The sequence below is a fragment of the Marinobacter sp. genome, from assembly GCF_039977835.1.
In the GTDB taxonomy this organism is placed as follows: domain Bacteria; phylum Pseudomonadota; class Gammaproteobacteria; order Pseudomonadales; family Oleiphilaceae; genus Marinobacter.
Map to the genome: position 1 here is coordinate 373,195 of NZ_JBDWCL010000043.1, position 23,383 is coordinate 396,577.

Sequence of the window (23,383 nt, forward strand, 5' to 3'; positions counted from 1 at the left end):
ACATGGCCGGAAATGACAATGAAATAATCGTTAGTTTTTGCAGGAGATGAATCCATTGGCCGAAGATTGCCCGGTCTGTGAGGTACGCGCGCTGGTGCCGTTCCAGACCATCGATAACACCCCCTATCACTGCTGCGAAGTCTGTGAGGCAACGGTTATGGACAAGTCAGCCTGGCTGGACGAGCGCAGGGAGAGAGCAGTCTATGATCTGCACGACAATGATCCCCGGGATGAAGGCTATCGCCGTTTTCTGTCGAAGCTGACCGGGCCGTTACTTGAACGACTGGCACCTGGAGCCCGGGGCCTGGACTTCGGTTGTGGCCCGGGGCCTGCGCTGGCGGCCATGCTGAGGGAAGCAGGTATGGAAATGGCGCTCTACGATCCGTTTTACTATCCTGACACCTCCGCACTGGGGCAGCAGTACGATTTTATTACCTGCACGGAAGTGGTTGAGCATCTGCATCGTCCGGCAGAGATTTTCCGTCGGCTGGACAGGCTATTGGCGCCCGGTGGCTTGCTGGGGGTGATGACCTGTTTCCAGACGGACGATGAGCGATTTGCGAACTGGCATTACCGGCGCGACCCGACTCATATTGTGTTTTATCGCCGGGCCACAATGCAGTGGCTGGCCAGTGCCCATGGCTGGGCGCTGGAGGTTCCGGCCAAGGATGTGGCCTTTTTCCGGAAGGTTTAATCGGAAGATGGGCACTCCAGTACCGGGCAGGCGTTCGGGCTGTTTGTGTTCAGTATCTCCGGGGTTGCCCCGTCGAAGCGTTCAGGTGATATAGCTGCCGCACAGCGGGCAGCGGTTTCAGCAGCGAGGGCACAGCCCTGGGCGGCCAGTGAATGAGCCAGATTGTTCCAGCCGGCCGCCACCCCGGGGAATGTTCGCGTCAAGCGCAGGTAGTGATGTGTGGCGAGCCTGGGGTTTCCCTGCTCCCAGGCGATATTCCCCTGTCCCATAATGGCGGCTGGCTGGTCTGGCCAGGTCTGTTCTGCTGTCTGATAGGCAATGGTTGCCGCCAGGGTTCTGCCTGTTGTTTCCAGATCATTGGCCGACATAAGGTATTTCAGGGCGTCGGCGGTTGCCGGCAACTGGTCAGGCGGTAACATCACAGCGGCCCAGTTTTCGGCGCGGTTCCAGGTGGCGGTGAATACTTCGAGGGATTCCTCGTGGTGTTCACGGGTATCGGTGTGAAGAACGATGTTGCGCTCCTCGGCATCGTACCCGATCACCACAGCGAAATGCCACTGGGGCCACCAGCCAAACCTCAGGTTCTGCATTACCAGCACGGGGTTACCGGCCGCCACTTCTTCCAGCAGGCTTGCCAGTGAACCGTCCAGCGGGTATACCAGCAGCCCGTGGGCGCGCGCTGCGGCCACCAGCTCCACTTTCAGACTGCCTTTGCGCCCTGGCAGGTAAACCAGTTCCTTCAGCACGTCCGGATGGGTGTTCAGGCCCTGGCTGTTGAGCATCATGGCGAGAGAAGCAGGGCCACACTGATAGCGTTCCTGAGCGTAGAAAGGAACATGCTCCAGCACTCGACGTTGATCAACGCCAGTGGCTTGATTCAGCGTGTCTGTGTCCGGCCATTGGGGGCGGTTGGCGCAGCCCGCCAGAATCGTTGCCAGTGCAACACTGACAACGATTCGCAGCAGGCATTGAGGGGTGGAGAGAGTCACAAAGTTGGCGCGCTACCGGATGCAGTTGATGAATGGATAAATGTTGGTGGCGCACAGCATGTCGGTAATGATAAAGACCAGCAGGAAAAGAACGATAATCCCCACCACGTCCTCACCGACGGGTGCCTCTGCCAGTTGTTGTTCGAAGGTCGAGAGTTCCGCTGGTGTCAGATTCTGGATGCGTTTTTCCACCTGTTCCTGGCTGACGCCCATGTCTGCCAGCTTTTCTTTCACGTCGTCCCGCTCAAGCATGTCCAGCAGGGACTGGCGATCGAGATCAGCGCGCTGCTCGGTCAGCAACTCGCCGGTGCCAACCATCCCTGCCGATGCAGACGATGCCCAGACCGTGCCAAAAGCCATCATGATGGCCATAAAAAATGATACGTACCGCAGGTACTTTCTTATGGTCTGCATTCCATTCTCCTCGCTTTCGTTTATGAAACACGCTTCCCGGATTCCGGACTGGCGGATTGTACTTCAAGGCGTCTTTCCGGCCAGTTCAGAATTGCTGAACGGGTGACCATACGCTCTGCCAGTTCGGGAAAATCCTGTTCAATAACGTTGGCCGCAAATTCCGATAGAAACGCGGACTTAAGAGTAGCACGCGCTTTCTGGGTTCCAGGTTCCAGATAAGGCGCGGAAGAGAGCAAAAGAAACCCGTCGTCGGGTATCCGGGCGCTCTCCATATTGGCTCTGATAATGCCGGCCGCCTGGCGGATGGGATGGGACAGGTCCGGGCTGTAGGGCCCGATGATCAGTGCCACATTGGGAACATGGAGAAAATCGAAACCCCGTCCGACGCAGATAACCCACTCACGGTGTTCAATGTTCAGTTCCCGATCGCTCTTCCTGATGTCGGTGATGTGCCGGATGTTGCCATGTACCAGCGGTAACAGGTCCCGTTGCACCGGAATTGGCATGTCGGGGTAGAGCGCGGCGAGTCGTGAGCCAATCCCTCCAGCCTTTGCTGGTGGGATCGTGGACAGGTCCAGCCTCTGGTCATCGCGGCCGTGGAGAACCAGTGCATCTTCATCGGTTTCGAAGCCGCAAACCAGCGGGTAGACCGTCTGATGGCCACTGCCGAACAGCACCTCCACCTGGCGGCGAATACCGAAGGCGTGCGCACGGGCCGCATCACGGTCACAGTTGAAGCCGGCACACCCCCTTTCCCTGGCACCTTTGGAATAATGGTAGGTGATGATGATGAGCACCCGCCTGCCGGCGCTGACGGCCTCTTGCACTGTGTCGGCAAGCATATCTCCAAGATAGGGCCAGCCCAGGTCAAAAATGCCGCCCAAGTTGCGAAAGGGGTGGATGATGCCCAGGGGCGTCTGAGTCACATAGGGCAGATGAATGCGCCCATCCATGCACTTCATGGCAATGATCAGCGTATTGTGTTCCGCCAGGTAACGCTGGCGGGCCAGGTGATTCTCCGCGCTGCAGAAGCTTGCTGAATGGTTTCGGCTCAACTCCATCAGCCAGTCAATCCTTTGATTGATGGGCCGGGAATGGTCGGGTGTGTTCATTGGAATCACCTCTTCAAGTTTAAAACGTAGACAGTCCAGTCGCCTCCATCAACCTGTATTGCCAGTATCGTAACCGGGATTCATCTGCCCAGGCCTCATACGGCAGACTCATGACCGGCGTGTCGCCGGGGCCATGGTTCCATTGCTCATCAAAAAAGCCCGCTGCTTTGAGGACCGTTTCAGAATGCGTTGTTGAACCGATGTGAACACTGGTCTCAAGGTTCAGGTCATCCAGGTTCCTGCGGGTGAAGTTGGCGGAGCCCAGCAGCAGTTGGGCATTGCCATTGTAATCCCGCCTCACAAGGAGCTTGGTGTGGCATTGCTCACCCTCGGTGTGGCACCAGCGTACCGGTACGCCGGCGCTGTTGAGCTCCATGGCAGCCTGCCGATTGGGGATGCCGCTCTTCTCGAGCCCGAAAGCGTCGTTGTTGGCGTCCAGCAGCACACGGACTTCCACACCCCGTGCATGGGCCTGTTTCAAGGCGCGCACCAGGGTGCGGTGGGAGAGGTAGAAGATGGCCAGATCGATGCGGTCTCCCGGTGCGGCCGTGCCAATAATGTCCATGGCGGACGATAGAATGGCGGATTCGGTGACGATTCTGATCGTCTCCTGCGAGTCGGTCTCAGCTTCAGGCAGGCTGCCCAGTGCGGTATCCACCGCGGAAGTATCGGCACCGGACATCACCAGCACGGCCCGCTCCGTTCTTAGCAGGTCGGCCACGGCCGGCCCCCCGAACCGCAGGCCGACGTTGCTGTGCTGGCTGCTGCCGTCGTGTGGGTTGGCTGACGTGACCAGTGCGATCAACCTTTCACCACGGTCCGCCACTACGGTTTTGCGATGGTTGGCTTTAAAATTGGGCAGGGCCAGATAACTGCGCAGGGTGACGGGCTGTTCGCCCAGGGCATTGGGCAGCCAGCCGGCAGACGCTGAATTGCCCATCCACTGAAAACCGACACGCCACAGCCCTGACCAGGCGGGGTTGCTGTCTCGCAGTCGTTCAAGGCGCGTTTCCACAACCGGTATGCCGGCTTGGCGCAGTTGCTGGAAATGGGTTGACGTTGTACCGCCATAAACGGTGTTGATGGGGTCGGATATTACCACAATGTCCATCTCGGGATGGGCCTGCTTGCGTGCGATCAGGGCGTCGGTAAGTTGGCCGGCCAGCGGTGTCTGCCGGGTGCCGTCAGCGCGGGAGTCATTGAAGAGGAACATATCTACCAGCACAAAGCGCTGCGCATTGGCGATCATTCCGAAAATTTCATCGAAGATTTCGTGGTCCAGCCGCGGCGCTTCGTTACCAAAGTGCAGGGTTCTGTCTGTGAGCAATCGTGGATTGATCAGTGGCTGTGCGTCACCATGGTAGCTTAGCCCCTGGGGCAGGGATTTGAAGGAGTGATAGAGGCTGGTGGTGGTGATTGCCAGAACAAACAGGCCAATCAGTAACTTGAATGTCATTGCTATGCTTCCCGGCGGAGACGTCCATGGAGAGGACTATACGGCACATGGCTCGGTGGCGTCCTTTACACCACTGTCATCACCGATTAATTGTGGCAGAGACGTGATGGTTATCCCAGCTAAACAAACCTTTACAAAAAACAGCCCCTGGTAACCTATCACTGCCCGGGCTCACTTTCTAAACTTGCGGGACTGACCATTTACAATAACGGCACCCGTGAACTCACTGGCTTTTGTATTTTCTCGCATTTTCAGTTTGCGCCTGCTCATTATTGGGCTGGCGCTTGCCTGTGTCTTCATCGGTGAAGCCCTCCCGATGCTGGGCTGGGTGGATCGTATCCTTTTCGGGTCACTGGGCAACCCTTCCGGTATTGGCGATGCCAGCGCGGTGTTGGCTATGTCACCGGAGGTATTCGCCTCAGCCATGGAGCTGCGCGAGTTGTCCGAGCCACCCTGGTCTGCGGTTGCAATCCGGGCCGGGCTAATGGTGTCTGCGCTTTTTCTTGTGCTTGCGGTTCCGCGTATGGGTGCAGGGGTGGCCCTGCCTGTTATTCTGCTGGCGGCGGGTTCACTGGTGGTGCTGCAGGCTGCCTTCATGTTTTACCGTGACGCCTGGCTGCCGCTCGGGGAAGTCGTGACGCTGCTGGTGGCAGGGTACATTATCATGCTGTTCTGGCTGCAACCGCGACGGGATATCGACGCGCTGTCCGAAAATGTGCAGGTGGCCCGCACCCGTCTGGGCAGGCTGTTGTTGCAACAGGGCCAGCCGGAGGAAGCTCTGGAAGTGCTGTCTGACTGCCCTCCGAGTGAAGATACCCTTGGTCTGCAGTACGATATCGCGATCCAGCAGGAACGCAAACGGCAGTATGACCGGGCTTGTGCCACCTATCGGCAGATTCTTGATCAGAAGCGTAAATACCGGGATGTCGGCCGACGCCTGGCGGCCCTGGAAAACCTGAATGCGGAAGGCGCCGCTACGATGGTGGGAAGCTTCGACAGCACCCGAACGCTGGTGTTGCCCGAACAGAGTGTAAGCCGGCCAACCCTGGGCCGCTATGAGATTGAGCGGGAGATCGGGCGGGGCGCCATGGGCGTGGTCTATCTCGGCAAGGACCCGAAAATTGCGCGTACCGTTGCCATCAAGACACTCAGCTACCAGGCCTTCGACGATAACGAACTGCGGGACCTGAAGTCCCGGTTCTTTCGGGAGGCTGAAGCGGCGGGGCGTCTGAGTCATCCGGCCATCGTTACTGTCTATGATGTAGGAGAAGAAGCGGACCTGGCGTTTATTGCCATGGACTACGCCAGGGGGCGGCCACTCAGCGAGTTTGGTAAACCGGGCCGGTTGCTGCCCCTGGCTACTGTTCTGGACATTGTCGCCAGGGTGGCTGATGCCCTGGATTATGCCCACCGCCAGAAGATCATTCACCGGGACATAAAACCGGCCAACATTATCTTCAACCCGGACAGTGGTGAAGTAAAAATCACCGACTTCGGAATTGCCAAGATATCGGACGATTCACGGACGCGTACCGGACATGTCATGGGGAGCCCGCTGTATATGTCTCCTGAGCAGCTCAAAGGGCAGAAGGTTACTGGCGCTTCTGACACCTACAGCCTGGGTGTCACGCTCTACAAACTGGTTTGCGGAGAAACGCCTTACCAGGGGGATACGCTGGCCAACCTGACTTACCAGATTCTCAACAAGCGCCCGAAGAGTGTCCGTGAGTTCAATCCGGAACTACCCAATGGCGTTGTCCGTCTTATCAATAAAGCCATACAGCGGGAGCCGGCCAAGCGTTTCCTGAGCGCCGCCACCATGGCGGAAGCGCTGCGACGTCAGGCATCCCGCGAGGCGAAGGAGGAAGCGTCGTGATGACTCCCCGGGTAGCCGGCCTCACCGATGTCGGGGCCGTGCGAGCAGCCAACCAGGACGCCATAGACTGGCAGGTCAGTGATGATAACCGACAGGTGTTGCTGGTCGTTGCGGACGGCATGGGCGGCTATCAGGGCGGAGAAATTGCCAGCCGGATTGCGGTAGAGACGGTCATGGAATCCCTGAAAGGCTATCTTGAGGCCGGAAACAGGAGTGACGAGCCCGCGGACGCCATGCAGGCCGCGATCAACCTTGCCAATGAGCGGATACAGGCGCGCAGAGCCACGGATCCGGAGCTTTCCAGGATGGGCACGACACTGGTGATCGCCTGGGTAATAGACGGCGAAGCCTACATAGCCCACCTGGGGGATTCCCGCTGTTATTTTGTTCACGAGCGGGAACTGCGGTGCCTGACCCGCGACGACACTGTGGTTCAGAACATGCTGGAGGACGGCAGCATCCAGCCGGACGATGTGCCCCACGTGCCATTTCGCAATGTTTTGACCCGTGCCCTGGGTGCGTCGTCAGCACTTGCCAGTTTTACGCGGCTGGCACTGGAGCAGGGCGACTCCCTGCTTTTGTGCTCAGACGGGCTCACCGGGGCGTTACCGGAAGTGGACTGGTTGCCAGTGATATCAGGCGCGGGGGCGCCGGAAGACAAGGTCCGGGCGCTGATCAATGCAAGCCTGGCTAATGAAGCGGCGGATAACGTGTCTGTCGTTCTTTTGACACTCGATTAGAAAAAAGGAGCCCTGTATGGCGTCACTTTCCCAACTGGTGGACAACGTTGTAGTGACAACATTTGAACTGGACCAGCCCGAGATTCGTGTCGGCAGGGGCGGAGACAATGACCTTCGCATTGATGAAATTTCGGTGAGCGGTCACCACGCGGTTATCGAAGCGGTCCCCAATGCTTACCTGGAAGATACCGTGGATTTCTACATCACCGACAGCAACAGCACCAACGGTACCTTCGTAAACGATATCCGCATCAACGGGCGCCAGCGCCTTAACAGCAATGACCTGGTGCGCATTGGCTGGAACGAGTTCCGGTTTGTGGATGAAGATGAAAACGCGATGGAGAAAACCGCCTATATTCTCGACTAGACGCTAACGGTTCATCACTATCCGGGAAAAACGGTCCAGCAGGGAAGAGGCCTCGGGCGCGTTTTCCACTCCGGCCAACAGGGTGTCGGCATCAAGGCCTTCCTTTTTAAGATCCGGTGCCTGGACCTCAAGGTAAGCCCGCATCACCTCCAGCGAAAATTCCGGATGGAACTGAACACCCCAGGCGCATGGCCCCAGCCGGAAAGCCTGGTGGGGCTCGAATTCATTGCGGGCCAGCAGAACGGCGTCATCAGGTAACCGCAGAACAGATTGCCGGTGGGTGAGCTGGGCCGGAAACTGACGGGGAAGCCCTTGCAGCAATGGGTCATCCGAGGCAGCGTCCAACAGCTCGACCGTGTGGGTGCCGGTTTCCCGGCCCCGGGGATGAAAGCCCACTTCCCCTCCCAGAGCGTGAGCCAGCAACTGATGGCCATAGCACACACCCAGTAACGGAATCTCGGCCCTGACCGCGTGGGCAAGCCAGTCACCGGTCTGCTCGCTCCATGGCTCCCGGTCGCTCACCATGGCAGGCGAGCCGGTGATTACAATGCCGTCCCAGTCTTCCGGCCGGCCCGGAAGGTCGTCTGCAGTCACGTCCACCACCTCGACATTGAGCTCCGGCGCCAACCGGGCTGCGAACCAGCTGTCAAAATCCCCGAATGTCTCACGGAGGGGGGGGTAAGTGGTGCCGGTTTTCAGTATGACGACCTTTGGCACTTTACTGCTCCTGTTGGTCTGCAATCACAGCGTTATGGTAGACGTTCTGCACGTCATCCAGGTCATTCAGCATGTCCATGAATTTCTCGAACAGCTCGATGTCGTCGCCTTCGATCGTTGTCGTGGTCTGGGGCAGGAACTGGATTTCGTCAACCTCGAATTCCAGGCCTTCAAAGGCTTCCTGCAGGGCCTGGCGGGCCTTGGCGTATTCCGTGTGGGGTGCGAACACGGTAATCATGCCGTCTTCCTGTTCAATGTCAGTGACATCCACGTCAGCCATCACCAGCGCTTCCAGGGCCGCTTCTTCGTCATCGCCCCTGAACCCGAATATGGCGCAGTGATCGAACATGTGGCTGACGCTGCCCTGGGTGCCGATTTTGCATTTGGTCTTGGTGAAAGCCAGGCGAACGTCGCCAAAGGTGCGGTTGGGGTTGTCTGTCAGGCAATCAATAATGGCCATGCAATTACCCGGCCCGAAGCCCTCATAGCGCGCAGGGGAGAAGTCCTCACCGGTTCCGCCCTGGGCTTTCTCGATGGCTTTCTCTATAACGTGTGCCGGTACCTGATCTTTCTTGGCGCGATCTATCAGGCCGCGCAATGACAGGTTGCTGTCCGGGTCAGGGCCGCCGGACTTGGCACACACGTAGATTTCGCGACCGTATTTGCTGTAAACCTTGGTTTTGGCGGCGGCCGTTTTGGCCATGGAGTCTTTGCGGTTCTGGTAGGCTCTGCCCATTTCGCTGCCTCAATGTTGTTTCAAAAGTGCGAATTTTACTCGACAAAACAGGCCGGTGACAGAGTTATTTCCGGGCTGTGTGCTTCATCCAGAGTTGTAAACCTTCGCCGCTTTAGAGTCAAAGACGCGGGTACAGATCATGGCCCGCACCCGGTGACGAGAGTGTTACCATGTCGTCACTCACCTGCTGGAAAAGGAGCTGCCCATTTATTCACGGAACAAAGGTAAGTATGCTCTTGCTCATGACACACCGTCAGGGTCGCAAAGCACTCACGGAGGACCTGCGATCCTGAACCCGGGAGTAGAATGATGAAACGTGCAACAGTCCTGTCACTAGGCCTGGCCCTTGTTATGGCATTGCCCGGCCTGGTTACGGCTCAGGAGGCTCAGCCGCAGCAGGCAAGCGGCCAGTCTTTCGTCGGCTCCGGGCTTATGACGCCGGAAGAACGGGAGCAGTTACGTGAGCGGATACGTTCCGCCGGCAGTCAGGACGAACGTCAGGCGATACTGGACGAGCATCGCCTGAAAATGGCAGACCGCGCCCGGGCCCAGGGGATGGACCCGGAAAGCGTCGAGGGCTTGCCATCGTCTTCGAGCGATGACCCGCGCAGCCGCCAGATCCGTGGCCAGCCGGGTGGCGTACCTCAGGGCCCCGCTGCGGCTCCCGGTCCGGGTGTCGGTGTGAATACGGGGCCAACAACCGGCACTGGCCGAGGGCCCCAACAACCGGTGCCCGGACAGCAGGACCGTGCCGGTGGCGTTCATTAATCGCTACGCTGACAGATGGTCCACGGGCTGGCGGTAATTTTCCTGGCTGACCATGTCTATACCGCAGTCGACACTGGATACCCAGTTGAGGAACTGATCTACCATGGCGGGGCCTTCAAAGCGCTTGCCGTGCTGAGGCACAAAAGCGCTGACCTCCATCTGCCGAACCATATTGTCCCACAACCCATACACCGGCCGGATCATGCGACCTATTGCGCCGGGTCAATAAACGGAGATCCATCAAGTACTGTTTGCAACGGCGTTCAGGCCAGCCGGGGAACGCGTCGAATGCCCTTACGAATGCCCTGGTCCAGTGCTGAACTTACCAGTTTGCCGGTGTAGGGGACGATGTCGTCGAATAAAATGGTGTACTGCACCCGGGTTCTGCCATCCTCGGCGTCTTCGAAACGGATCCGGCCGAGATGATTGCGGATGGGGCTCATGCTGGAAATGGTGTATTCGATCAGTGTGCCCGGCTCAAAGGTGATCACCGTTTCCTTGAGGCCGATAGGGCCGATCCCGATCTTGCGGATGGACCCCACGCCATTCGGGTCGGCCTGGTCGCTGTCGCGGATTCGTTTTGCCGGTGCGCCCAGCAACTTGCCAAAGCGTTCATGGTCGGCGAACAGGGCAAATACCCGGTCCCGCGGTACATCAAAGGTTTCATCAATTTCAATGGTGTAGGTCGCCATAACTGCACTCTTGATAGACTGTTTCAGACAGAGTATCGGGTTATGTGCTACAACAAAAGTCGTAGGACACCGATGACCAGGCTCTGGCCCGAAAGGGCCATTTCAAAACAATTCAGACAGCAAAGGCATTCTGATCTGCATGGACGAGAACCAGAACAACCAATCGAACAGGGAACCGGGCAACGAAAAAACAACCCGTTCCGATCTTGCCACGCCCCTTAACGGCCTGTTTGCACTGGGCATCCTCTACACCCTCTATCTTGCCCATCAGATTATATTGCCAATCGTGCTGGCGATACTGACCAGCCTTTTGCTGTTTCCGCTGGTCCGGAAAGCCTATGAAAAAGCCGGCATTCCAAGGGTGCTCAGTGCTCTGGTGCTGGTTCTTCTTGTCCTTGCCGGGCTCGTTGGTGTTGGCTTTGCGGTTGCCACGCCTGCGCTTGAGTGGGCACAAAAGGCACCGCAGGGCATCTCCCGTTTACTGGTGGGAGAGAGCGGCCTGAAGAGCCAGATCGACAAGGTCAATGAGTCCGCCAAGAAGGTGGAAGAGTCCATGGAGGAGCTCTCGGAAGAGGAGGGTGATACGGGCGCAACCAGGACCGTCGTCCTGCAAACCGATTCCTGGCGCAACCAGCTAATGACCAAGGCCCGCAACGGAGCCGCCGGGCTGGCTCTGGCGTTGGCACTGACCTATTTCCTGCTGGTAGGCGGCGACCGCATCATCCAGAACTTCGTGCGTCAGCTACCCCGGGGACAACGACGGAATGTGCTTCATATCGCCCGCGACTCCCAGCACGAGATCGCCCAATACCTGGGCGTGCTCAGCCTCAGTAACCTGCTCGTGGGCACCATAACCGGTCTTATTTGCTGGGCCGTTGGCCTGCCTGACCCCGTTGTCTGGGGCCTGGTTGCTGGTCTGGCCCGGTTCATTCCCTATCTGGGCGTGATCCTTACCATCACCCTGCTGGCCGTGGTATCCGCCACCAGCCTGGACACTCTCTGGATGATGGCCATCGCACCGGTCGGGTACCTTGCCCTGACATCCACGGTAGGTTTTTTCATCGAGCCCTGGATCCATGGTTTTCGCATGGCTATCAACCCGGTCATCATTTTCGTTTCCATCTTCTTCTGGGGCTGGTTATGGGGCCCGGTCGGCGTTCTGTTGGCCGTGCCACTGATGACCGTGATTCAGGTCGTGCTCAAACAGATCCCGAAGCTGCGCCCGATCTATAAGGTCATTGCGCGCTGATGCTATCCTGATGGGATATCCCGCACAAAGAGGAGCAGAACGCCATGATCCCCAAGACCATGAAAGCCATGCTGCTCACCGGCCACGGTGGCATTGAAAAACTGCAATACGCGGAAGATGTACCAACGCCGGAGCCAGAGTGGGGCGAAGTACTGGTTCAGGTGACTGCTACGGCCAAGAACAACACCGACCGCAAGGCACGGGAAGGCCTGTATCCGACGAAGGAAAAAGGCGAAGTCACGTCTTTCCAGATGGGCGGCGCGCCAACCCTGACCTTCCCCAGAATCCAGGGCGCGGACGTTGTGGGCCATGTTGTCGCGGTGGGCGAAGGTGTTGATGAGTCAAGGATAGGCCAGCGCGGCCTGCTGGACTTCAACCTCTATGCCGATGACCGCCAGGATATCAACCTGACGCCGGACTATTACGGCCACGGGGCTGACGGGGGGTTCGCCGAATACGTTGCGGTGCCGTCTGATCAGTTCCATCACGTCGAAAACACCGAACTGGCGGATGCCGAGCTCGCATCCATGGGCATGTGTTCCTATCAGACTGCACTGCACATGCTGACCTCTGCCAGAGTAAAGCCGGGTGAACACGTGCTCGTCACCGGTGCCAGCGGTGGTGTCGGTACTGCGCTTATTCAGCTATGCCGTGTCATGGGAGCCATTCCCTATGCACTGAGCCAACAGGACAAGGCGGAAGCGCTGGTGAAACTGGGGGCCGCAGCGGTACTGGATCGCGCGGATATGAGCGGTTTCACCGATAAGGTACGTGCCGTTACCGGCGGGCGGCCTGTAGACGCGGTGATGGACCTGGCCGGCGGCGACATGACCGATAAATTCATCGACACCATGATTTTCGACATGAACAGCCGCAGCGACTATCCCCGCCTCAGCATAGCCGGCGCCAGCGCAGGCAACCTCACTGAAATCATGTGGACCCGGATCTACCTCTACCAGGTGCAGGTGTTCGGCGTGTCACACGGCACCCGGGAAGAAGCCGCGCAACTGGTGGCGTGGATCCGCAGCGGCCAGTTAAAGCCGGTATTGCACGCTGCCTTCAAGCTTTCGGATCTGCACGAGGCAGAGCGCTACTTCGTTAATCGTAACAGCAACTATTTTGGCAAAATTGTGATCGTACCGGACGCGCAGTGGGCCGAACACGGCTCCCCTTTCGCCCTGGAGAAGAAATGATGCACCCCGAGCTTAACCTGCAATTGATGGATACCCACGCCGGCGGCGATGTTAGCCGGATTGTGACGGGCGGTATTATGCAGCTTCCGGGGGCAACGGTGCGTGCCCAGATGGAATACCTGAGGGACGAGGCGGACGGCCTGCGCAGACTGCTTCTGCAGGAACCCCATGGCATTCCCGAAATGTCGGTCGATCTGCTTGTCGCACCGAGTGACCCCGAAGCTGTTGCAGGCTACATCATCATGGAGGTTATGGGGTACCCGATATACTCCGGCTCGAACACCATCTGCACCGCTACCGCTGTCCTGGAGACCGGTATTGTACCCAAGCGGGAGGGTTGGCAGAGCTTTGCACTGGAGGCCCCGGCGGGGCTTGTTCATATTGACGCCCTGGTGCGGGACAATGTGGTTGAAGCCATCACCTGTGAGGGGCTTCCCAGCTATATCGATACCTACCGGGAGACTATTCACGTTCCTTCCATCGGCAACGTCACCTACAGTGTTGCCTACAGTGGCGGGTTTTATGCCCTGGTGGACGCCACCAGCCTGGGCTTCTCCCTGACGCTGTCCGAAGAGCGCAGGCTTGCCGAGTGTGCCTCTCACATTACCGAAGCGATACAGGCAGAGCGGGGATTTTCCCACTATACGCTCGGCGATGTAGGGCCCTTGCCGTTCCTCCATTTCATGGGCCCTGTTGAACACCTGTCGGACCATTCTTACCGTTCCCGTTCGGCAACCTATGTGCATCCTGGTGTGATCTGCCGCAGCACCACGGGCACCGGAACCTCGGCACGGCTTGCATTGATGCACTACGAGGGCACCATCAACCCTGGCGACAGGCTGGAAACCGTTTCCTTGAGGGAAACCGGGTTTATCGGTGAGTTCACGGGTATACGTCAGGAAGGCTCCCACCAGGTGGTTGAAAATACCATTACCGGCAAGAGCTACGTGCTGAACCGGTCTGACATTATCGTGAACTGTGAAGACCCGCTGGTAGACTGCGGCGGCCTCACCCATATTCTGACCAGCGCCCACCCCGAGTGACTGGCGGTTAGTGTTCTTTGAAACGTGGCATAAACCCTGCAAAAGATGACTCCTACGTGCGATTGGTGGCTGTCCCGGCGGGCACCAATCTCAATTCATGCACCAAACAAGTGCGGCCGGACCTGATCCGGGGCGAGTTTGGGGAGGTGAGGGGAAAGGCTCATGATGAACAAGGAACTGATGACCGCAAGAATCCTGGAGGCCAAAGTCGGCAAAGGCATGACCTGGGAAGCGATTGCCGAGTCCATAGGTATGTCGCCGGTATTTACCACGTCGGTGTGTTTCGGTATGAACAGTTTTCCCGAAGACAAGGCGTTCGCGCTGTGTGAGACTCTCGGCCTCGGCAAGGACGTAGCCTTTGCCCTACAGGAGCTCCCGAAGAAATCGTGGGACGGCGGCGTACCGCAGGACCCGCTGATCTATCGTCTGTATGAGGTGGTTGGCGTGTATGGCGATACCATGAAAGCACTGATCCACGAAAAATTCGGCGACGGCATCATGAGCGCCATTGATTTCACCATGGACATTGAGAAGGAGGAGAATCCCAAGGGTGACCGAGTTGTGGTCACCATGAACGGCAAGTTCCTGCCCTATAAGGCCTGGTGATCTCCGTTAGTTTGGAAGTTGCCTGCTTTTTGTAGCCTGCTGGTTTTGCGGGCGGATACGGGGGGTGGGGGTATTTTTTCTTCTGGAAAAAGAACTCGCTTCGCTCAGACATCTTTTTCCTTGCCAGAAAAAATACCCCCACCCCCCTATCGACGTGCAGCACAGGGATACTCAGGTCGAGGAAGCCGCGAACCTGCCTTGGTCAGCTCGGCGCGGGGTGGTATCTGGATTTTTTGCCAGAAAAAGATGTCTGAGCGAAGCGAGTTCTTTTTCAAAAAAAATACAGATGCCACCCCGCAAGCCCGCCCGCAAAACCGCCAGGCTACGAGAAAGAGGGCTCCCCCCAAAGCCTCAGGCCATCTGAACCCGAACTCCAGAACCCTGAACAGAGACGACTTCTGAAACCGTATGCAGCTTCTCCAGTTGCGACTGGAGCATGGTGATTGGCCTGGTGCCTTCCAGGGTCAGGGCGATGTCGAGATGGTCTCCGGCGGATTCGACCGCCATGGTGGCGATGCGGAAGCCGCGGATGCGGACTACCTGGCACAGGCGTTCCAGGGCGGCGGCTTCCCGCGTCATGCGGCAGTTCAGGGTATAGCTGGATATCGGGCGGTCCATTTGCGGGGTCATGCTACGTGCTCCTTGCTGGTTGTACCGGTGCGTCGGGTTTCGTCGATCATGTCGCGGTTGCTGGCACCGGGTTTGACGATGGGCCAGACATTCTCTTCACGGCTGATGGCCACGTGCAACAGCATCGGGCCGTTGAAGGCCAGGATGGTTTCAATGCCGCGTCGTACCTGGTCGGTGCGCTCGATGTGTAACGCCGGGATGTCGAAGGCGCGGGCCATGGCTACGAAGTCCGGGTTGTCGTCCAGGTTTATCTGGCTTTCCCGGTTGTTGTAGAACAGCTCCTGTTGCTGGCGCACCATGCCCAGGCACTGATTGTCCATCACGATCAGTTTGACCGGAAGGTTGTAGCGGCGAATGGTCGCCAGTTCCTGGGCGTTCATCATGAACGAGCCGTCGCCGGTGACGTTGATGACGGTGCTGTGGCGGTCGGCGAACTGGGCCCCGATGGCGGCGGGCAAACCGAAGCCCATGGTACCCAGGCCGCCACTGGTGAGGTGGTGACGTGGGTGGTCGAATTCGTAATGCTGGGCCACCCACATCTGGTGCTGGCCTACATCGCAGGCGATAACGGTGTCATTCGGAGCAATGCGGGAAAGCTGGCGGATAAACGCCGGGCCGGTGATGGGGGCCAGAGGCTCTTCGTTGTCCGCAGCCTGGAAGCCGCCGGTGGTATGCCAGGTGCGGCATTGTTTCTGCCAGTCCCCGATGGCCAGGGGATTCTTTGCCATTTCTGCGGTCAGCGCCACCAGGATTTCATTCAGATCTCCACGGACGGCGAGATCGGCCGGGCGCAGTTTGTTGATCTCGGCCGCGTCCGCGTCGATGTGAATCAGCTTCGCATTGGGCGCGAAGCCCTCCAATTTGCCGGTGGCGCGGTCGTCCAGGCGGGCGCCGATGACCAGCAACAGATCGCATTCGTCCACCGCCCTGTTGGCGACGCGGGAGCCATGCATACCCAGCATGCCAAGACTGTAGGGGTTGTGTTTGCCGGGGTTTCCGATGCCCTTGAGTGTCACAACCGCCGGCAGAGCTGAGGATTGAGCAAAGGCCCGGAAGTTGACTTCGGCATTGGCCAGGCTGATGCCGCCACCGCTGTAGAGCAAAGGCTTGCGGGCGGCGCGAAGCATACTCAACGCCTCGCTCAGATCCGGGCAGTCTGTCGTCTGGTGGGCGGATTCCGCGATAGCGGCGGCACTAACCTCGGTGAGCAGAAGGTCCTTCGGGATATCAATCCATACCGGCCCCGGCCGACCGCTCTGGGCCAGTTCCATCGCTTCTTCCATAATGGCGGGCAGGGCGTCCGCGTCGTCGATCAGGTAGCTGTGTTTGACGATGCCCAGGGTCATGCCCAGTACGTCGGTTTCCTGGAACGCATCGGTACCTATCAGGCCTGAAGGAACCTGGCCTGTGATCACCAGCATGGGTATGGAATCCCTGTGAGCATTGGCAACGCCGGTAATCAGGTTGGTTGCGCCGGGGCCGGAGGTGGCAATGCATACCCCCAGCTTGCCACTGGCCCGGGCGTAGCCGTCGGCAGCGAGGGCGCAGCCCTGTTCATGGCGGCACAGCACATGCTCCACGCCCACATCGTCCACCAGCGCGTCATAGAGTGGCATGATGCAGCCACCCGGATAACCGAAAACCGTGCTGATGTCATGGCGGTGGAACGCTTCAAGAATGTGCTGTGCGCCGTTCATGGTCGTTTTCCCTTTTTGTTGCTGCCAAAAAAAAGCCCCCGGGACCTTTCGGTGCCGGGGGCTTTTCGTGTCTTGTCAGGTTGTTGCTATCTCACCCTCTTGTCCACGCAAAGTCCCCCGGACGGTACCACGACCACCAGGACTAGCTTCACAAGGACAATCACTGAGTTGAGATTCATAAAATCAGGATCTGCTCTGAATTTGTAAAAAATTTATGTGTAGAATCTACCCCACGGAAATAATCGGATGCAACCGTTTTCTGGCAGTTTTTTTTTCGTGCAGGAACCGCAGTTTTTACTGAAACCACCTGTTTCACCTGTGAGCGATCAATGACAAAAGCAAAACTGGGATCCATCGGCCTGTCGTTTCTGGTACTGGCGTTACTGGTTGTCTGGATGGCAACGGGCAACGTCAGGGAGGCACGCGATGAAGCGCCGGAAGCGCCGCCTGAACAGGAAAAAGGTGTGCCTTCGGTGCAGGTCGACATGTTGCGGGAAAGGCCCTACGAGCCGGCGCTGATGGTGCAGGGGCAACTGGAGCCCTGGCGGAGTGTGGCTATCGGTGCCCGGGTGGCCGGAACCGTGGAAGAATTGATGGTGGAGCAGGGCGACCGGGTCGCTGAAGGCGACGTTCTGCTGCGCCTGTCCGAGGATGGTCGCGGCACAGCCGTGGAACAGTGGCAGTCCCGGCTGCGTAAGCTGGAGGCAGACCTCGCGGCCGCCAGACGTCTGCGTGCCCGTGATCTCACGTCCGAATCTGAAGTGCTGACCCTGCAAAGTGAACTCTCGGCCGCCCGGGCAGAACTGGCACAGGCGCGCCTGTCAATGGACAACCTGACCCCACAGGCGCCGTTTGACGGCACTGTTAATCGTCGCGACGTGGATCTGGGCGACCTGGTTCAGGTGGGTTCGCCCTTGCTGGAACTGGTCCGGATCGACCGGCTGAAAGCAACCGGCCAGATTCCACAGCAGTCTGTAGGCAGTGTGGAGGAGGGCCAAAAAGTGGCAATTCGCACACTGGATGGCGATACGCTGGAAGGTCAGGTGAGCTTTGTGGCCAGTGCGGCTGACCGGGAAACCCGCAGCTTTGCCGTGGAAGTGACGGTTGAAAACCCTGAGCGCGAACGGGTAGCGGGCGGTAGCGCGACGCTGCGGATTGCACTGCCGGAAGTCAGGGCCATGTTTATTTCACCCGCCTACCTGAGCCTGGGCGATGACGGCCGCCCTGGCCTCCGTTATGTGGGCGAGAACAACGAAGTCGTGTTTACCACGGTCAAACTGCTGAACGTCACAACCGATGGCGCCTGGGTAACCGGTTTGCCGGAAGAAATCCGGTTGATCACCCGTGGCGCCGGCTTTGTGTCCATCGGGCAGCGGGTTCGCCCGGTGAGCCGTGATTCGGACCGGGGCTGACGGTATGCGAACCCTGATATTCGCAGCGCTTGACCGCAGTCGAACAACGCTTCTCACGCTTGTGTTCCTGATTCTTGGCGGGATAGCAGCGTTCCAGGCTATTCCCAAGGAGGCCAACCCGGACGTCACCATTCCCATGATCTATGTCTCCATGACGCTGGAAGGCATCAGCCCGGAAGATGCCGAACGTCTGCTTATCCGTCCCATGGAGCAGGAGTTGCGATCCCTTGAAGGGATCAAGGAAATGCGGGGCACGGCCTCGGAGGGCCATGCCTCGGTGATGCTGGAGTTCGATGCCGGGTTTGATCCTGACGTGGCGCTTCAGGATGTACGGGAGAAGGTGGATACTGCCCGCAGCGAGCTTCCTCAGGAGGCGGACGAGCCCAGGGTGAACGAGATCAATGTGGCGCTCTTTCCGGTGATGTCCGTTGGTCTTTCCGGACCCCTCTCCGAGCGTGAGCTGGTCACCATTGCGCGGCGATTACAGGACGCCATTGAAGGTATTCCGGAAGTGCTGGAAGTGAATATCGGTGGCGATCGGGAGGATTTGCTGGAAGTCGTCGTCGATCCCCAGGTACTGGAAAGCTATGGCGTTGATTTTGACCGGTTAGCGTCGCTGGTTACCCGCAACAACCAACTCGTGGCCGCCGGTAGCCTGGATACCGGCGCCGGTCGCATGGCCATGAAGGTCCCGGGTGTGATCGAGTCGGTCGAGGACGTGATGTCCATGCCCATCAAAGTGGACGGCGACACCGTGGTTACCTTTGGCGACGTTGCCATGCTGCAGCGGACGTTCAAAGATCCTACCGGTTACGCCCGCATCAATGGAGAGCCGGCGCTGGTACTGGAAATCTCCAAGCGTACCGGTGCCAACATCATTGAGACCGTTGGCGAGGTCAAGGCATTGATTGCGGCCGCGGGGCCGGAGTTACCGGACGAACTGGAAGTCCGTTACATCATGGACCAGTCCACGGAAGTGCGGGACATCCTCAGCGATCTGCTCAACAATGTGCTCACGGCCATTGTGCTGGTGATCATCCTCATCATTGCCGCCATGGGCCCCCGTTCTGCGCTTCTGGTGGGCCTGACCATACCCGGCGCCTTCCTTACCGGTATTCTGGTTATCTGGGGTATGGGCCTGACCCTCAACATCGTCGTCCTGTTCAGTCTGATCCTGGTGGCGGGCATGCTGGTGGACGGGGCAATCGTGGTTTCCGAACTGGCCGACAGAAACCTTTCCGAAGGCCAGAGCGTGCGGTCGGCATGGGGAGAGGCGGCCAGCCGAATGGCCTGGCCGATCATCGCCTCCACCGCGACCACTCTCGCGGTCTTTATCCCGTTGCTTTTCTGGCCCGGCGTGGTGGGGGAATTCATGAAGTTTCTGCCCATGACCGTCATCATCTGTCTGACGGCCTCCCTTGCGATGGCACTGGTGTTTTTGCCGGTTCTCGGCAGTATCAGCGGCGGCCGCCGCAAGCCTCAGGCGGCGCCGGACGGCCGAATGACCGCGCTGTACCGGAAACTGCTGGAGCGCCTGCTGGCGGCACCGGGATTCACACTGCTGGGAGTTCTGGCAGTGGTTGTGGTGATCTACGTGGCTTACGGCAAGTTCAATCATGGAGTGGAATTCTTTCCCAGTGTCGAGCCTGACTCGGCGCAGGTCCAGGTGCGGGCAAGGGGCGACATGTCCGTGACGGAACGCGACGCCATCGTACGGGAAGTTGAGCAGCGGCTGCAGGGAATGCCGGAAGTGAAAGCGTTGTATGCCCGCTCAATGGTCAGTCCCGAAAACCAGATGTCACCAGATGTTATCGGCGTGCTGCAATTCCAGTTTATCGACTGGTTCGAGCGCCGTTCCGCCACCAGGATTCTGGAGGATTTTCGCGAGCGCACGGCCGACATTCCCGGAATCAGGCTGGAGTTTCGTAAACAGGAAGGCGGCCCGGCGGACGGGAAGCCCATAGAACTTATGGTCAGCAGTCTCGACAGTGACAAACTGGACGAGTATGTCGGCCTGATCCGGCAACGTATGGCCAACATTGACGGCTTCGTGGATATTGAGGACGACCGCAGTCTGCCGGGAATCGAGTGGCGACTGAATGTGGACCGGGCGTCGGCAGCCCGCTTTGGTTCCGATGTGCTGAGTGTGGGCAGCGCCGTGCGCCTGATAACCAACGGCCTGGTGCTGGCCACTTACCGCCCGGAAGATGTGCGTGACGAGGTGGACATTGCCGTGCGGGTACCCAACAATTGGCGTGAGCTGGATCAGTTCCAGCGTCAGACCATCAATACCAGCCGGGGGCAGGTGCCATTGTCCCAGTTCGTGGAACTGGAAGCAGGCGACAAGACCGGCAGCATCGTACGGGTTGATGGCCAGCGAACGGTGACGATCAAGTCAGATATAGAGCCGGGCCGCAGGGTCGACGAGTTGCTCAGAGCCCTGCAGGCAGACATGCCCGAGACCCCCGAAGGAATGTCTGTCCGCTTTGCCGGTGAAAACGAGGATCAGCAACAGGCGTCCAACTTCCTGGCGTCCGCGTTCATGGTGGCCATTGCCCTGATGCTGCTGATTCTGGTGACCCAGTTCAACTCCCTGTACCAGACCCTGCTGATTCTGTCCGCCATCGTGCTTTCCACGGCAGGGGTTCTGCTCGGCCTGCTTCTCAATGGTCAGTCTTTTGGCATCGTGATGGTGGGAATGGGGATTATTGCCCTGGCGGGAATTGTGGTAAACAACAACATCATTCTGATCGACACCTACAACCAGATGCGGAAAAGCGGCATGGAAGCCTTTGAGGCCGCACTGGACACCGGGTGCCTGCGTCTTCGTCCGGTGCTGTTGACGGCAATTACAACCATTCTTGGGTTGATGCCGATGGTGCTTGGAGTGAACGTGGACCTTATCACCCCGTCTCTGGGTCTTGGTTCACCGTCAACCCAGTGGTGGACCCAGTTATCCAGCGCGATCGCCGGAGGGCTGGCGTTTGCCACCATGCTGACCCTGTTGCTGACACCCGCGTTGCTGGTTCTTGGTGACAAATCCGGGCGTAAACTGAATCAGCTATCCTACTGGCTGGTGAAAAAACGTTCGACCAACTGATCGAAGGGTAATGGTCTGCTGTACAGGTAACCCTGGAGGTAGTCGCAACCCTGCCTGCGAAGCCATTGTTCGTGGGCCGCGGTTTCCACGCCTTCGGCCACGACGGACAGCCCCAGTCCTTTCGCAAGCCCGAGAATGGACAGGATGATGGCGCAGTCATCCTCATCGTCCGGGATGTTGCTGATGAACGAGCGGTCAATCTTGATGCGGGAAAACGGCAGGCCCTTGAGCCGTGACAGAGACGAGTAACCGGTTCCAAAGTCGTCGATGGACAGTTGCGCGCCTGCGGCCACCAGCTCCTCGAGGAGAACGGAAATGGCATTGAGATCACCCTGGATAGCATCCTCGGTGACTTCGAAATGCAGCGTATTGACGGGAACATCTTGTTCGGCACACATCGTCTTTATGCGCCGGGGAAGCTCGGCAACCAGGACCTGCTCGGGGGCCAGGTTCACCGACACTTCCGGCAATGTGATCTGACGGTTTCTCGCCCACTGCCAGTGCTCACAGACCCGGCGCAGAACGCAATCCCCAAGTGCATACATCAGGCCTCCGCCTCTGGCAATGTCGAGAAACTCGATGGGAGACAGCCATCCCCGCTCTGGGTGGTGCCAGCGCACCAGAGCTTCGACGGATTCCACACTGGAGCCGGAGGCATCGGTTATCGGCTGATAGAAGACATCAAGTTCGTGTTCTTTTATGGCGCTGCGCAGGTCGTTTTCCAGCTCAAAGCGGGAACGTGCGCTTACCTGGATACTGGAATCGAAAAAGCTGAACCGGCCCCGGCCCTGGTGTTTGGCGTTGTACATGGCCGCTTCCGCGCCGCGAAGCAGCTCCTCCGTGGTACTGCAGTCACCGGGAAGGTGGCAGATACCGAGGCTGACGCCTACGGTGATCGAGTGCCCGTTCAGGCGGATGGGCTTGCTGACCTCGTGTCGGATTCTTGAAGCCGTTTGCTCCAGCGTATCCGGATCTGTGCGGTTGCGAATAATAAGGGCGTATTCGTCACCACCAATCCTCGCGAGCAGATCCTTGCCGGGAACGTTGATCTGCTTCAGCCGCTGCCCGATTTCTTCAATGACATTGTCGCCTACTTGAGCTCCGAGCCCGTCATTAATGGATTTCAGCCTGTCCACATCCACCCATATCAGCGCCAGGGTGCCGAGCCCGCGCCGCTCGAGCTTCTCGACCAGGTAACCAACTCGGTCCCGCAGGGAGTTAATATTCAGCAGCCCCGTCAGTGAGTCGTAGCGGGTGGCGTACTCCAGGGCCTGTTTCGAATCGAGCCAGGCCTCATGGGTATTCATCAGGCTGATGGTATCGGCGATCGCGATGACGAATGATATTTCCGGCAGCGTCCACTGGCGGCGGGTTGTCGATTCCAGGCAGAGCACTCCACTGAGCCGTGCGCCGTCAAAAATGGGCGCATCCAGCATGGAGCGTATGCCCCTGGGCACAAGGTAACCGGGGGCAAAGGCACGGGTTCGTGGATCTTCCTGTGCGTCGGGAACAGACAGCACCCGCTCGCTCTCCAGGGCGGAAAAATACTCCGGGTTTGCTGACTTGTAGAGACTGGTCGCCTTCGCGTTTGCCCCATCCGGCGTATGCAGCCATTCAGATTCAATGTGTTCACGTTGTTCGGGAAACTGCCAGACACTGACTCGCTCCACCTCCAGCTGTTCTGCACACAGCGTTGTCAGCGCCGCGAGTTTGTGTTGGCGCTCTCTGTTGATAAACGCCGGGCTGTGGCTCAGCTCCATCAGTGCCTTGTGATAGTTCACAAAGGTATCCGTATCCTTCATAGGGTCTGGCTTTTAGTGGTGAGTGGCGGGTGCCTCGTCCATGTGGTCTCAGCTATGCCTACATACTGGCATCGGCTTGAGGCAGTGTCC

At 58.5% G+C, this 23,383-nt stretch carries 22 protein-coding genes; 11 read left to right on the forward strand and 11 right to left on the reverse strand.

All coding sequences use genetic code 11. The features are described 5' to 3' along the window. The first annotated feature begins 55 nt into the window (after nucleotides 1–55). Entirely contained in the window at nucleotides 56–694 is a 639-nt protein-coding gene (locus tag ABJM11_RS13935) for a class I SAM-dependent methyltransferase (RefSeq protein WP_407069997.1), read from the forward strand. Here ABJM11_RS13935 and ABJM11_RS13940 read toward each other — a convergent pair. From ABJM11_RS13940 to ABJM11_RS13955, 4 genes are read right to left on the reverse strand one after another with little or no spacing between them, the layout of a single operon-like run. Then, on the reverse strand, nucleotides 691–1,683 hold the full coding sequence (locus ABJM11_RS13940) for a PA2778 family cysteine peptidase (RefSeq protein WP_348296482.1): 993 nt from the start codon (nucleotides 1,681–1,683) through the stop codon (nucleotides 691–693). The genes ABJM11_RS13935 and ABJM11_RS13940 overlap by 4 nt on opposite strands. Nucleotides 1,684–1,695: 12 nt before the next feature. Next, the gene (locus ABJM11_RS13945) at nucleotides 1,696–2,097 is read right to left on the reverse strand and encodes a PA2779 family protein (RefSeq protein ID WP_348296483.1); all 402 of its coding nucleotides are present in this window, start codon (nucleotides 2,095–2,097) and stop codon (nucleotides 1,696–1,698) included. 20 nt (nucleotides 2,098–2,117) lie between these two features. Next, the gene (locus ABJM11_RS13950; protein ID WP_348296484.1) at nucleotides 2,118–3,209 is read right to left on the reverse strand and encodes a hypothetical protein; all 1,092 of its coding nucleotides are present in this window, start codon (nucleotides 3,207–3,209) and stop codon (nucleotides 2,118–2,120) included. 19 nt (nucleotides 3,210–3,228) lie between these two features. Continuing rightward, nucleotides 3,229–4,665, reverse strand: a complete 1,437-nt coding sequence (locus ABJM11_RS13955) for a phospholipase D-like domain-containing protein (protein WP_348296485.1) — start codon at nucleotides 4,663–4,665, stop codon at nucleotides 3,229–3,231. A gap of 256 nt (nucleotides 4,666–4,921) precedes the next feature. On the opposite strand from ABJM11_RS13955, the gene ABJM11_RS13960 reads away from it, so the two are divergent. The 3 genes from ABJM11_RS13960 to ABJM11_RS13970 are packed head-to-tail and all read left to right on the forward strand — an operon-like array spanning nucleotide 4,922 to nucleotide 7,648. After that, nucleotides 4,922–6,541, forward strand: a complete 1,620-nt coding sequence (locus tag ABJM11_RS13960) for a serine/threonine-protein kinase (protein ID WP_348296486.1) — start codon at nucleotides 4,922–4,924, stop codon at nucleotides 6,539–6,541. Next, nucleotides 6,541–7,281: a protein phosphatase 2C domain-containing protein gene (locus ABJM11_RS13965; protein WP_348296537.1), complete on the forward strand. Its 741-nt coding sequence runs from the start codon at nucleotides 6,541–6,543 to the stop codon at nucleotides 7,279–7,281. Before ABJM11_RS13960 ends, ABJM11_RS13965 begins: the two co-directional genes overlap by 1 nt. Nucleotides 7,282–7,297: 16 nt before the next feature. Continuing rightward, entirely contained in the window at nucleotides 7,298–7,648 is a 351-nt protein-coding gene (locus ABJM11_RS13970; RefSeq protein WP_348296487.1) for an FHA domain-containing protein, read from the forward strand. 3 nt (nucleotides 7,649–7,651) lie between these two features. On the opposite strand, the gene ABJM11_RS13975 is transcribed toward ABJM11_RS13970, so the two are convergent. Both ABJM11_RS13975 and ABJM11_RS13980 read right to left on the reverse strand, forming a co-directional pair. Further along, entirely contained in the window at nucleotides 7,652–8,365 is a 714-nt protein-coding gene (locus tag ABJM11_RS13975) for a glutamine amidotransferase (protein WP_348296488.1), read from the reverse strand. A gap of 1 nt (nucleotide 8,366) precedes the next feature. Then, complete coding sequence (locus ABJM11_RS13980) at nucleotides 8,367–9,101, reverse strand: YebC/PmpR family DNA-binding transcriptional regulator (protein ID WP_348296489.1); 735 nt, start codon at nucleotides 9,099–9,101, stop codon at nucleotides 8,367–8,369. A gap of 309 nt (nucleotides 9,102–9,410) precedes the next feature. On the opposite strand from ABJM11_RS13980, the gene ABJM11_RS13985 reads away from it, so the two are divergent. Beyond that, nucleotides 9,411–9,869 (forward strand): hypothetical protein, encoded by a 459-nt coding sequence (locus tag ABJM11_RS13985; RefSeq protein ID WP_348296490.1) that lies wholly within the window; start codon nucleotides 9,411–9,413, stop codon nucleotides 9,867–9,869. A gap of 3 nt (nucleotides 9,870–9,872) precedes the next feature. Here the strand turns inward: ABJM11_RS13985 and ABJM11_RS13990 are convergent, their stop codons facing one another. Further along, on the reverse strand, nucleotides 9,873–10,073 hold the full coding sequence (locus ABJM11_RS13990; protein ID WP_348296491.1) for a hypothetical protein: 201 nt from the start codon (nucleotides 10,071–10,073) through the stop codon (nucleotides 9,873–9,875). Between the two features lie 59 nt (nucleotides 10,074–10,132). Next, nucleotides 10,133–10,561 (reverse strand): SRPBCC family protein, encoded by a 429-nt coding sequence (locus ABJM11_RS13995; RefSeq protein WP_348296492.1) that lies wholly within the window; start codon nucleotides 10,559–10,561, stop codon nucleotides 10,133–10,135. A 139-nt stretch (nucleotides 10,562–10,700) separates the two neighbouring features. On the opposite strand from ABJM11_RS13995, the gene ABJM11_RS14000 reads away from it, so the two are divergent. The 4 genes from ABJM11_RS14000 (at nucleotide 10,701) to cynS (ending at nucleotide 14,652) form a co-directional block, all read left to right on the forward strand. After that, the gene (locus ABJM11_RS14000) at nucleotides 10,701–11,810 is read left to right on the forward strand and encodes an AI-2E family transporter (protein ID WP_348296493.1); all 1,110 of its coding nucleotides are present in this window, start codon (nucleotides 10,701–10,703) and stop codon (nucleotides 11,808–11,810) included. Between the two features lie 44 nt (nucleotides 11,811–11,854). Further along, on the forward strand, nucleotides 11,855–13,003 hold the full coding sequence (locus ABJM11_RS14005) for an alcohol dehydrogenase catalytic domain-containing protein (RefSeq protein WP_348296494.1): 1,149 nt from the start codon (nucleotides 11,855–11,857) through the stop codon (nucleotides 13,001–13,003). Beyond that, nucleotides 13,003–14,046, forward strand: coding sequence for a proline racemase family protein (locus tag ABJM11_RS14010; protein WP_348296538.1), 1,044 nt, complete (start codon nucleotides 13,003–13,005; stop codon nucleotides 14,044–14,046). Before ABJM11_RS14005 ends, ABJM11_RS14010 begins: the two co-directional genes overlap by 1 nt. 162 nt (nucleotides 14,047–14,208) lie before the next feature. Then, the gene (gene cynS, locus ABJM11_RS14015) at nucleotides 14,209–14,652 is read left to right on the forward strand and encodes a cyanase (protein ID WP_348296495.1); all 444 of its coding nucleotides are present in this window, start codon (nucleotides 14,209–14,211) and stop codon (nucleotides 14,650–14,652) included. Nucleotides 14,653–15,003: 351 nt separating this feature from the next. Here cynS and ABJM11_RS14020 read toward each other — a convergent pair whose 3' ends face one another. Further along, a complete protein-coding gene (locus tag ABJM11_RS14020; RefSeq protein WP_348296496.1) occupies nucleotides 15,004–15,282 on the reverse strand; it encodes an ACT domain-containing protein in 279 nt (92 codons plus the stop codon). Continuing rightward, the gene (gene ilvG, locus ABJM11_RS14025; RefSeq protein WP_348296497.1) at nucleotides 15,279–16,979 is read right to left on the reverse strand and encodes an acetolactate synthase 2 catalytic subunit; all 1,701 of its coding nucleotides are present in this window, start codon (nucleotides 16,977–16,979) and stop codon (nucleotides 15,279–15,281) included. Before ilvG ends, ABJM11_RS14020 begins: the two co-directional genes overlap by 4 nt. A gap of 329 nt (nucleotides 16,980–17,308) precedes the next feature. Here ilvG and ABJM11_RS14030 point away from each other — a divergent pair, with 329 nt between their 5' ends. Together ABJM11_RS14030 and ABJM11_RS14035 are read left to right on the forward strand one after the other, a co-directional pair. Then, a complete protein-coding gene (locus tag ABJM11_RS14030) occupies nucleotides 17,309–18,391 on the forward strand; it encodes an efflux RND transporter periplasmic adaptor subunit (RefSeq protein WP_348296498.1) in 1,083 nt (360 codons plus the stop codon). A 4-nt stretch (nucleotides 18,392–18,395) separates the two neighbouring features. Continuing rightward, complete coding sequence (locus ABJM11_RS14035) at nucleotides 18,396–21,491, forward strand: efflux RND transporter permease subunit (RefSeq protein ID WP_348296499.1); 3,096 nt, start codon at nucleotides 18,396–18,398, stop codon at nucleotides 21,489–21,491. On the opposite strand, the gene ABJM11_RS14040 is transcribed toward ABJM11_RS14035, so the two are convergent. Next, nucleotides 21,458–23,272 (reverse strand): sensor domain-containing phosphodiesterase, encoded by a 1,815-nt coding sequence (locus tag ABJM11_RS14040; protein WP_348296500.1) that lies wholly within the window; start codon nucleotides 23,270–23,272, stop codon nucleotides 21,458–21,460. The genes ABJM11_RS14035 and ABJM11_RS14040 overlap by 34 nt on opposite strands. Nucleotides 23,273–23,383: the final 111 nt, after the last annotated feature.

Bases quoted from the DNA above. Each gene is read 5' to 3' on its own strand.
- ABJM11_RS13945 (WP_348296483.1), bottom strand. From the start codon at position 2,097: ATGCAGACCATAAGAAAGTACCTGCGGTACGTATCATTTTTTATGGCC.
- ABJM11_RS13950 (WP_348296484.1), bottom strand. From the start codon at position 3,209: ATGAACACACCCGACCATTCCCGGCCCATCAATCAAAGGATTGACTGG.
- ABJM11_RS13955 (WP_348296485.1), bottom strand. From the start codon at position 4,665: ATGACATTCAAGTTACTGATTGGCCTGTTTGTTCTGGCAATCACCACC.
- ABJM11_RS13965 (WP_348296537.1), top strand. From the start codon at position 6,541: ATGACTCCCCGGGTAGCCGGCCTCACCGATGTCGGGGCCGTGCGAGCA.
- ABJM11_RS13970 (WP_348296487.1), top strand. From the start codon at position 7,298: ATGGCGTCACTTTCCCAACTGGTGGACAACGTTGTAGTGACAACATTT.
- ABJM11_RS13980 (WP_348296489.1), bottom strand. From the start codon at position 9,101: ATGGGCAGAGCCTACCAGAACCGCAAAGACTCCATGGCCAAAACGGCC.
- ABJM11_RS13985 (WP_348296490.1), top strand. From the start codon at position 9,411: ATGAAACGTGCAACAGTCCTGTCACTAGGCCTGGCCCTTGTTATGGCA.
- ABJM11_RS13990 (WP_348296491.1), bottom strand. From the start codon at position 10,073: ATGATCCGGCCGGTGTATGGGTTGTGGGACAATATGGTTCGGCAGATG.
- ABJM11_RS13995 (WP_348296492.1), bottom strand. From the start codon at position 10,561: ATGGCGACCTACACCATTGAAATTGATGAAACCTTTGATGTACCGCGG.
- ABJM11_RS14000 (WP_348296493.1), top strand. From the start codon at position 10,701: ATGGACGAGAACCAGAACAACCAATCGAACAGGGAACCGGGCAACGAA.
- ABJM11_RS14005 (WP_348296494.1), top strand. From the start codon at position 11,855: ATGATCCCCAAGACCATGAAAGCCATGCTGCTCACCGGCCACGGTGGC.
- ABJM11_RS14010 (WP_348296538.1), top strand. From the start codon at position 13,003: ATGCACCCCGAGCTTAACCTGCAATTGATGGATACCCACGCCGGCGGC.
- cynS (WP_348296495.1), top strand. From the start codon at position 14,209: ATGATGAACAAGGAACTGATGACCGCAAGAATCCTGGAGGCCAAAGTC.
- ABJM11_RS14020 (WP_348296496.1), bottom strand. From the start codon at position 15,282: ATGACCCCGCAAATGGACCGCCCGATATCCAGCTATACCCTGAACTGC.
- ilvG (WP_348296497.1), bottom strand. From the start codon at position 16,979: ATGAACGGCGCACAGCACATTCTTGAAGCGTTCCACCGCCATGACATC.
- ABJM11_RS14030 (WP_348296498.1), top strand. From the start codon at position 17,309: ATGACAAAAGCAAAACTGGGATCCATCGGCCTGTCGTTTCTGGTACTG.
- ABJM11_RS14035 (WP_348296499.1), top strand. From the start codon at position 18,396: ATGCGAACCCTGATATTCGCAGCGCTTGACCGCAGTCGAACAACGCTT.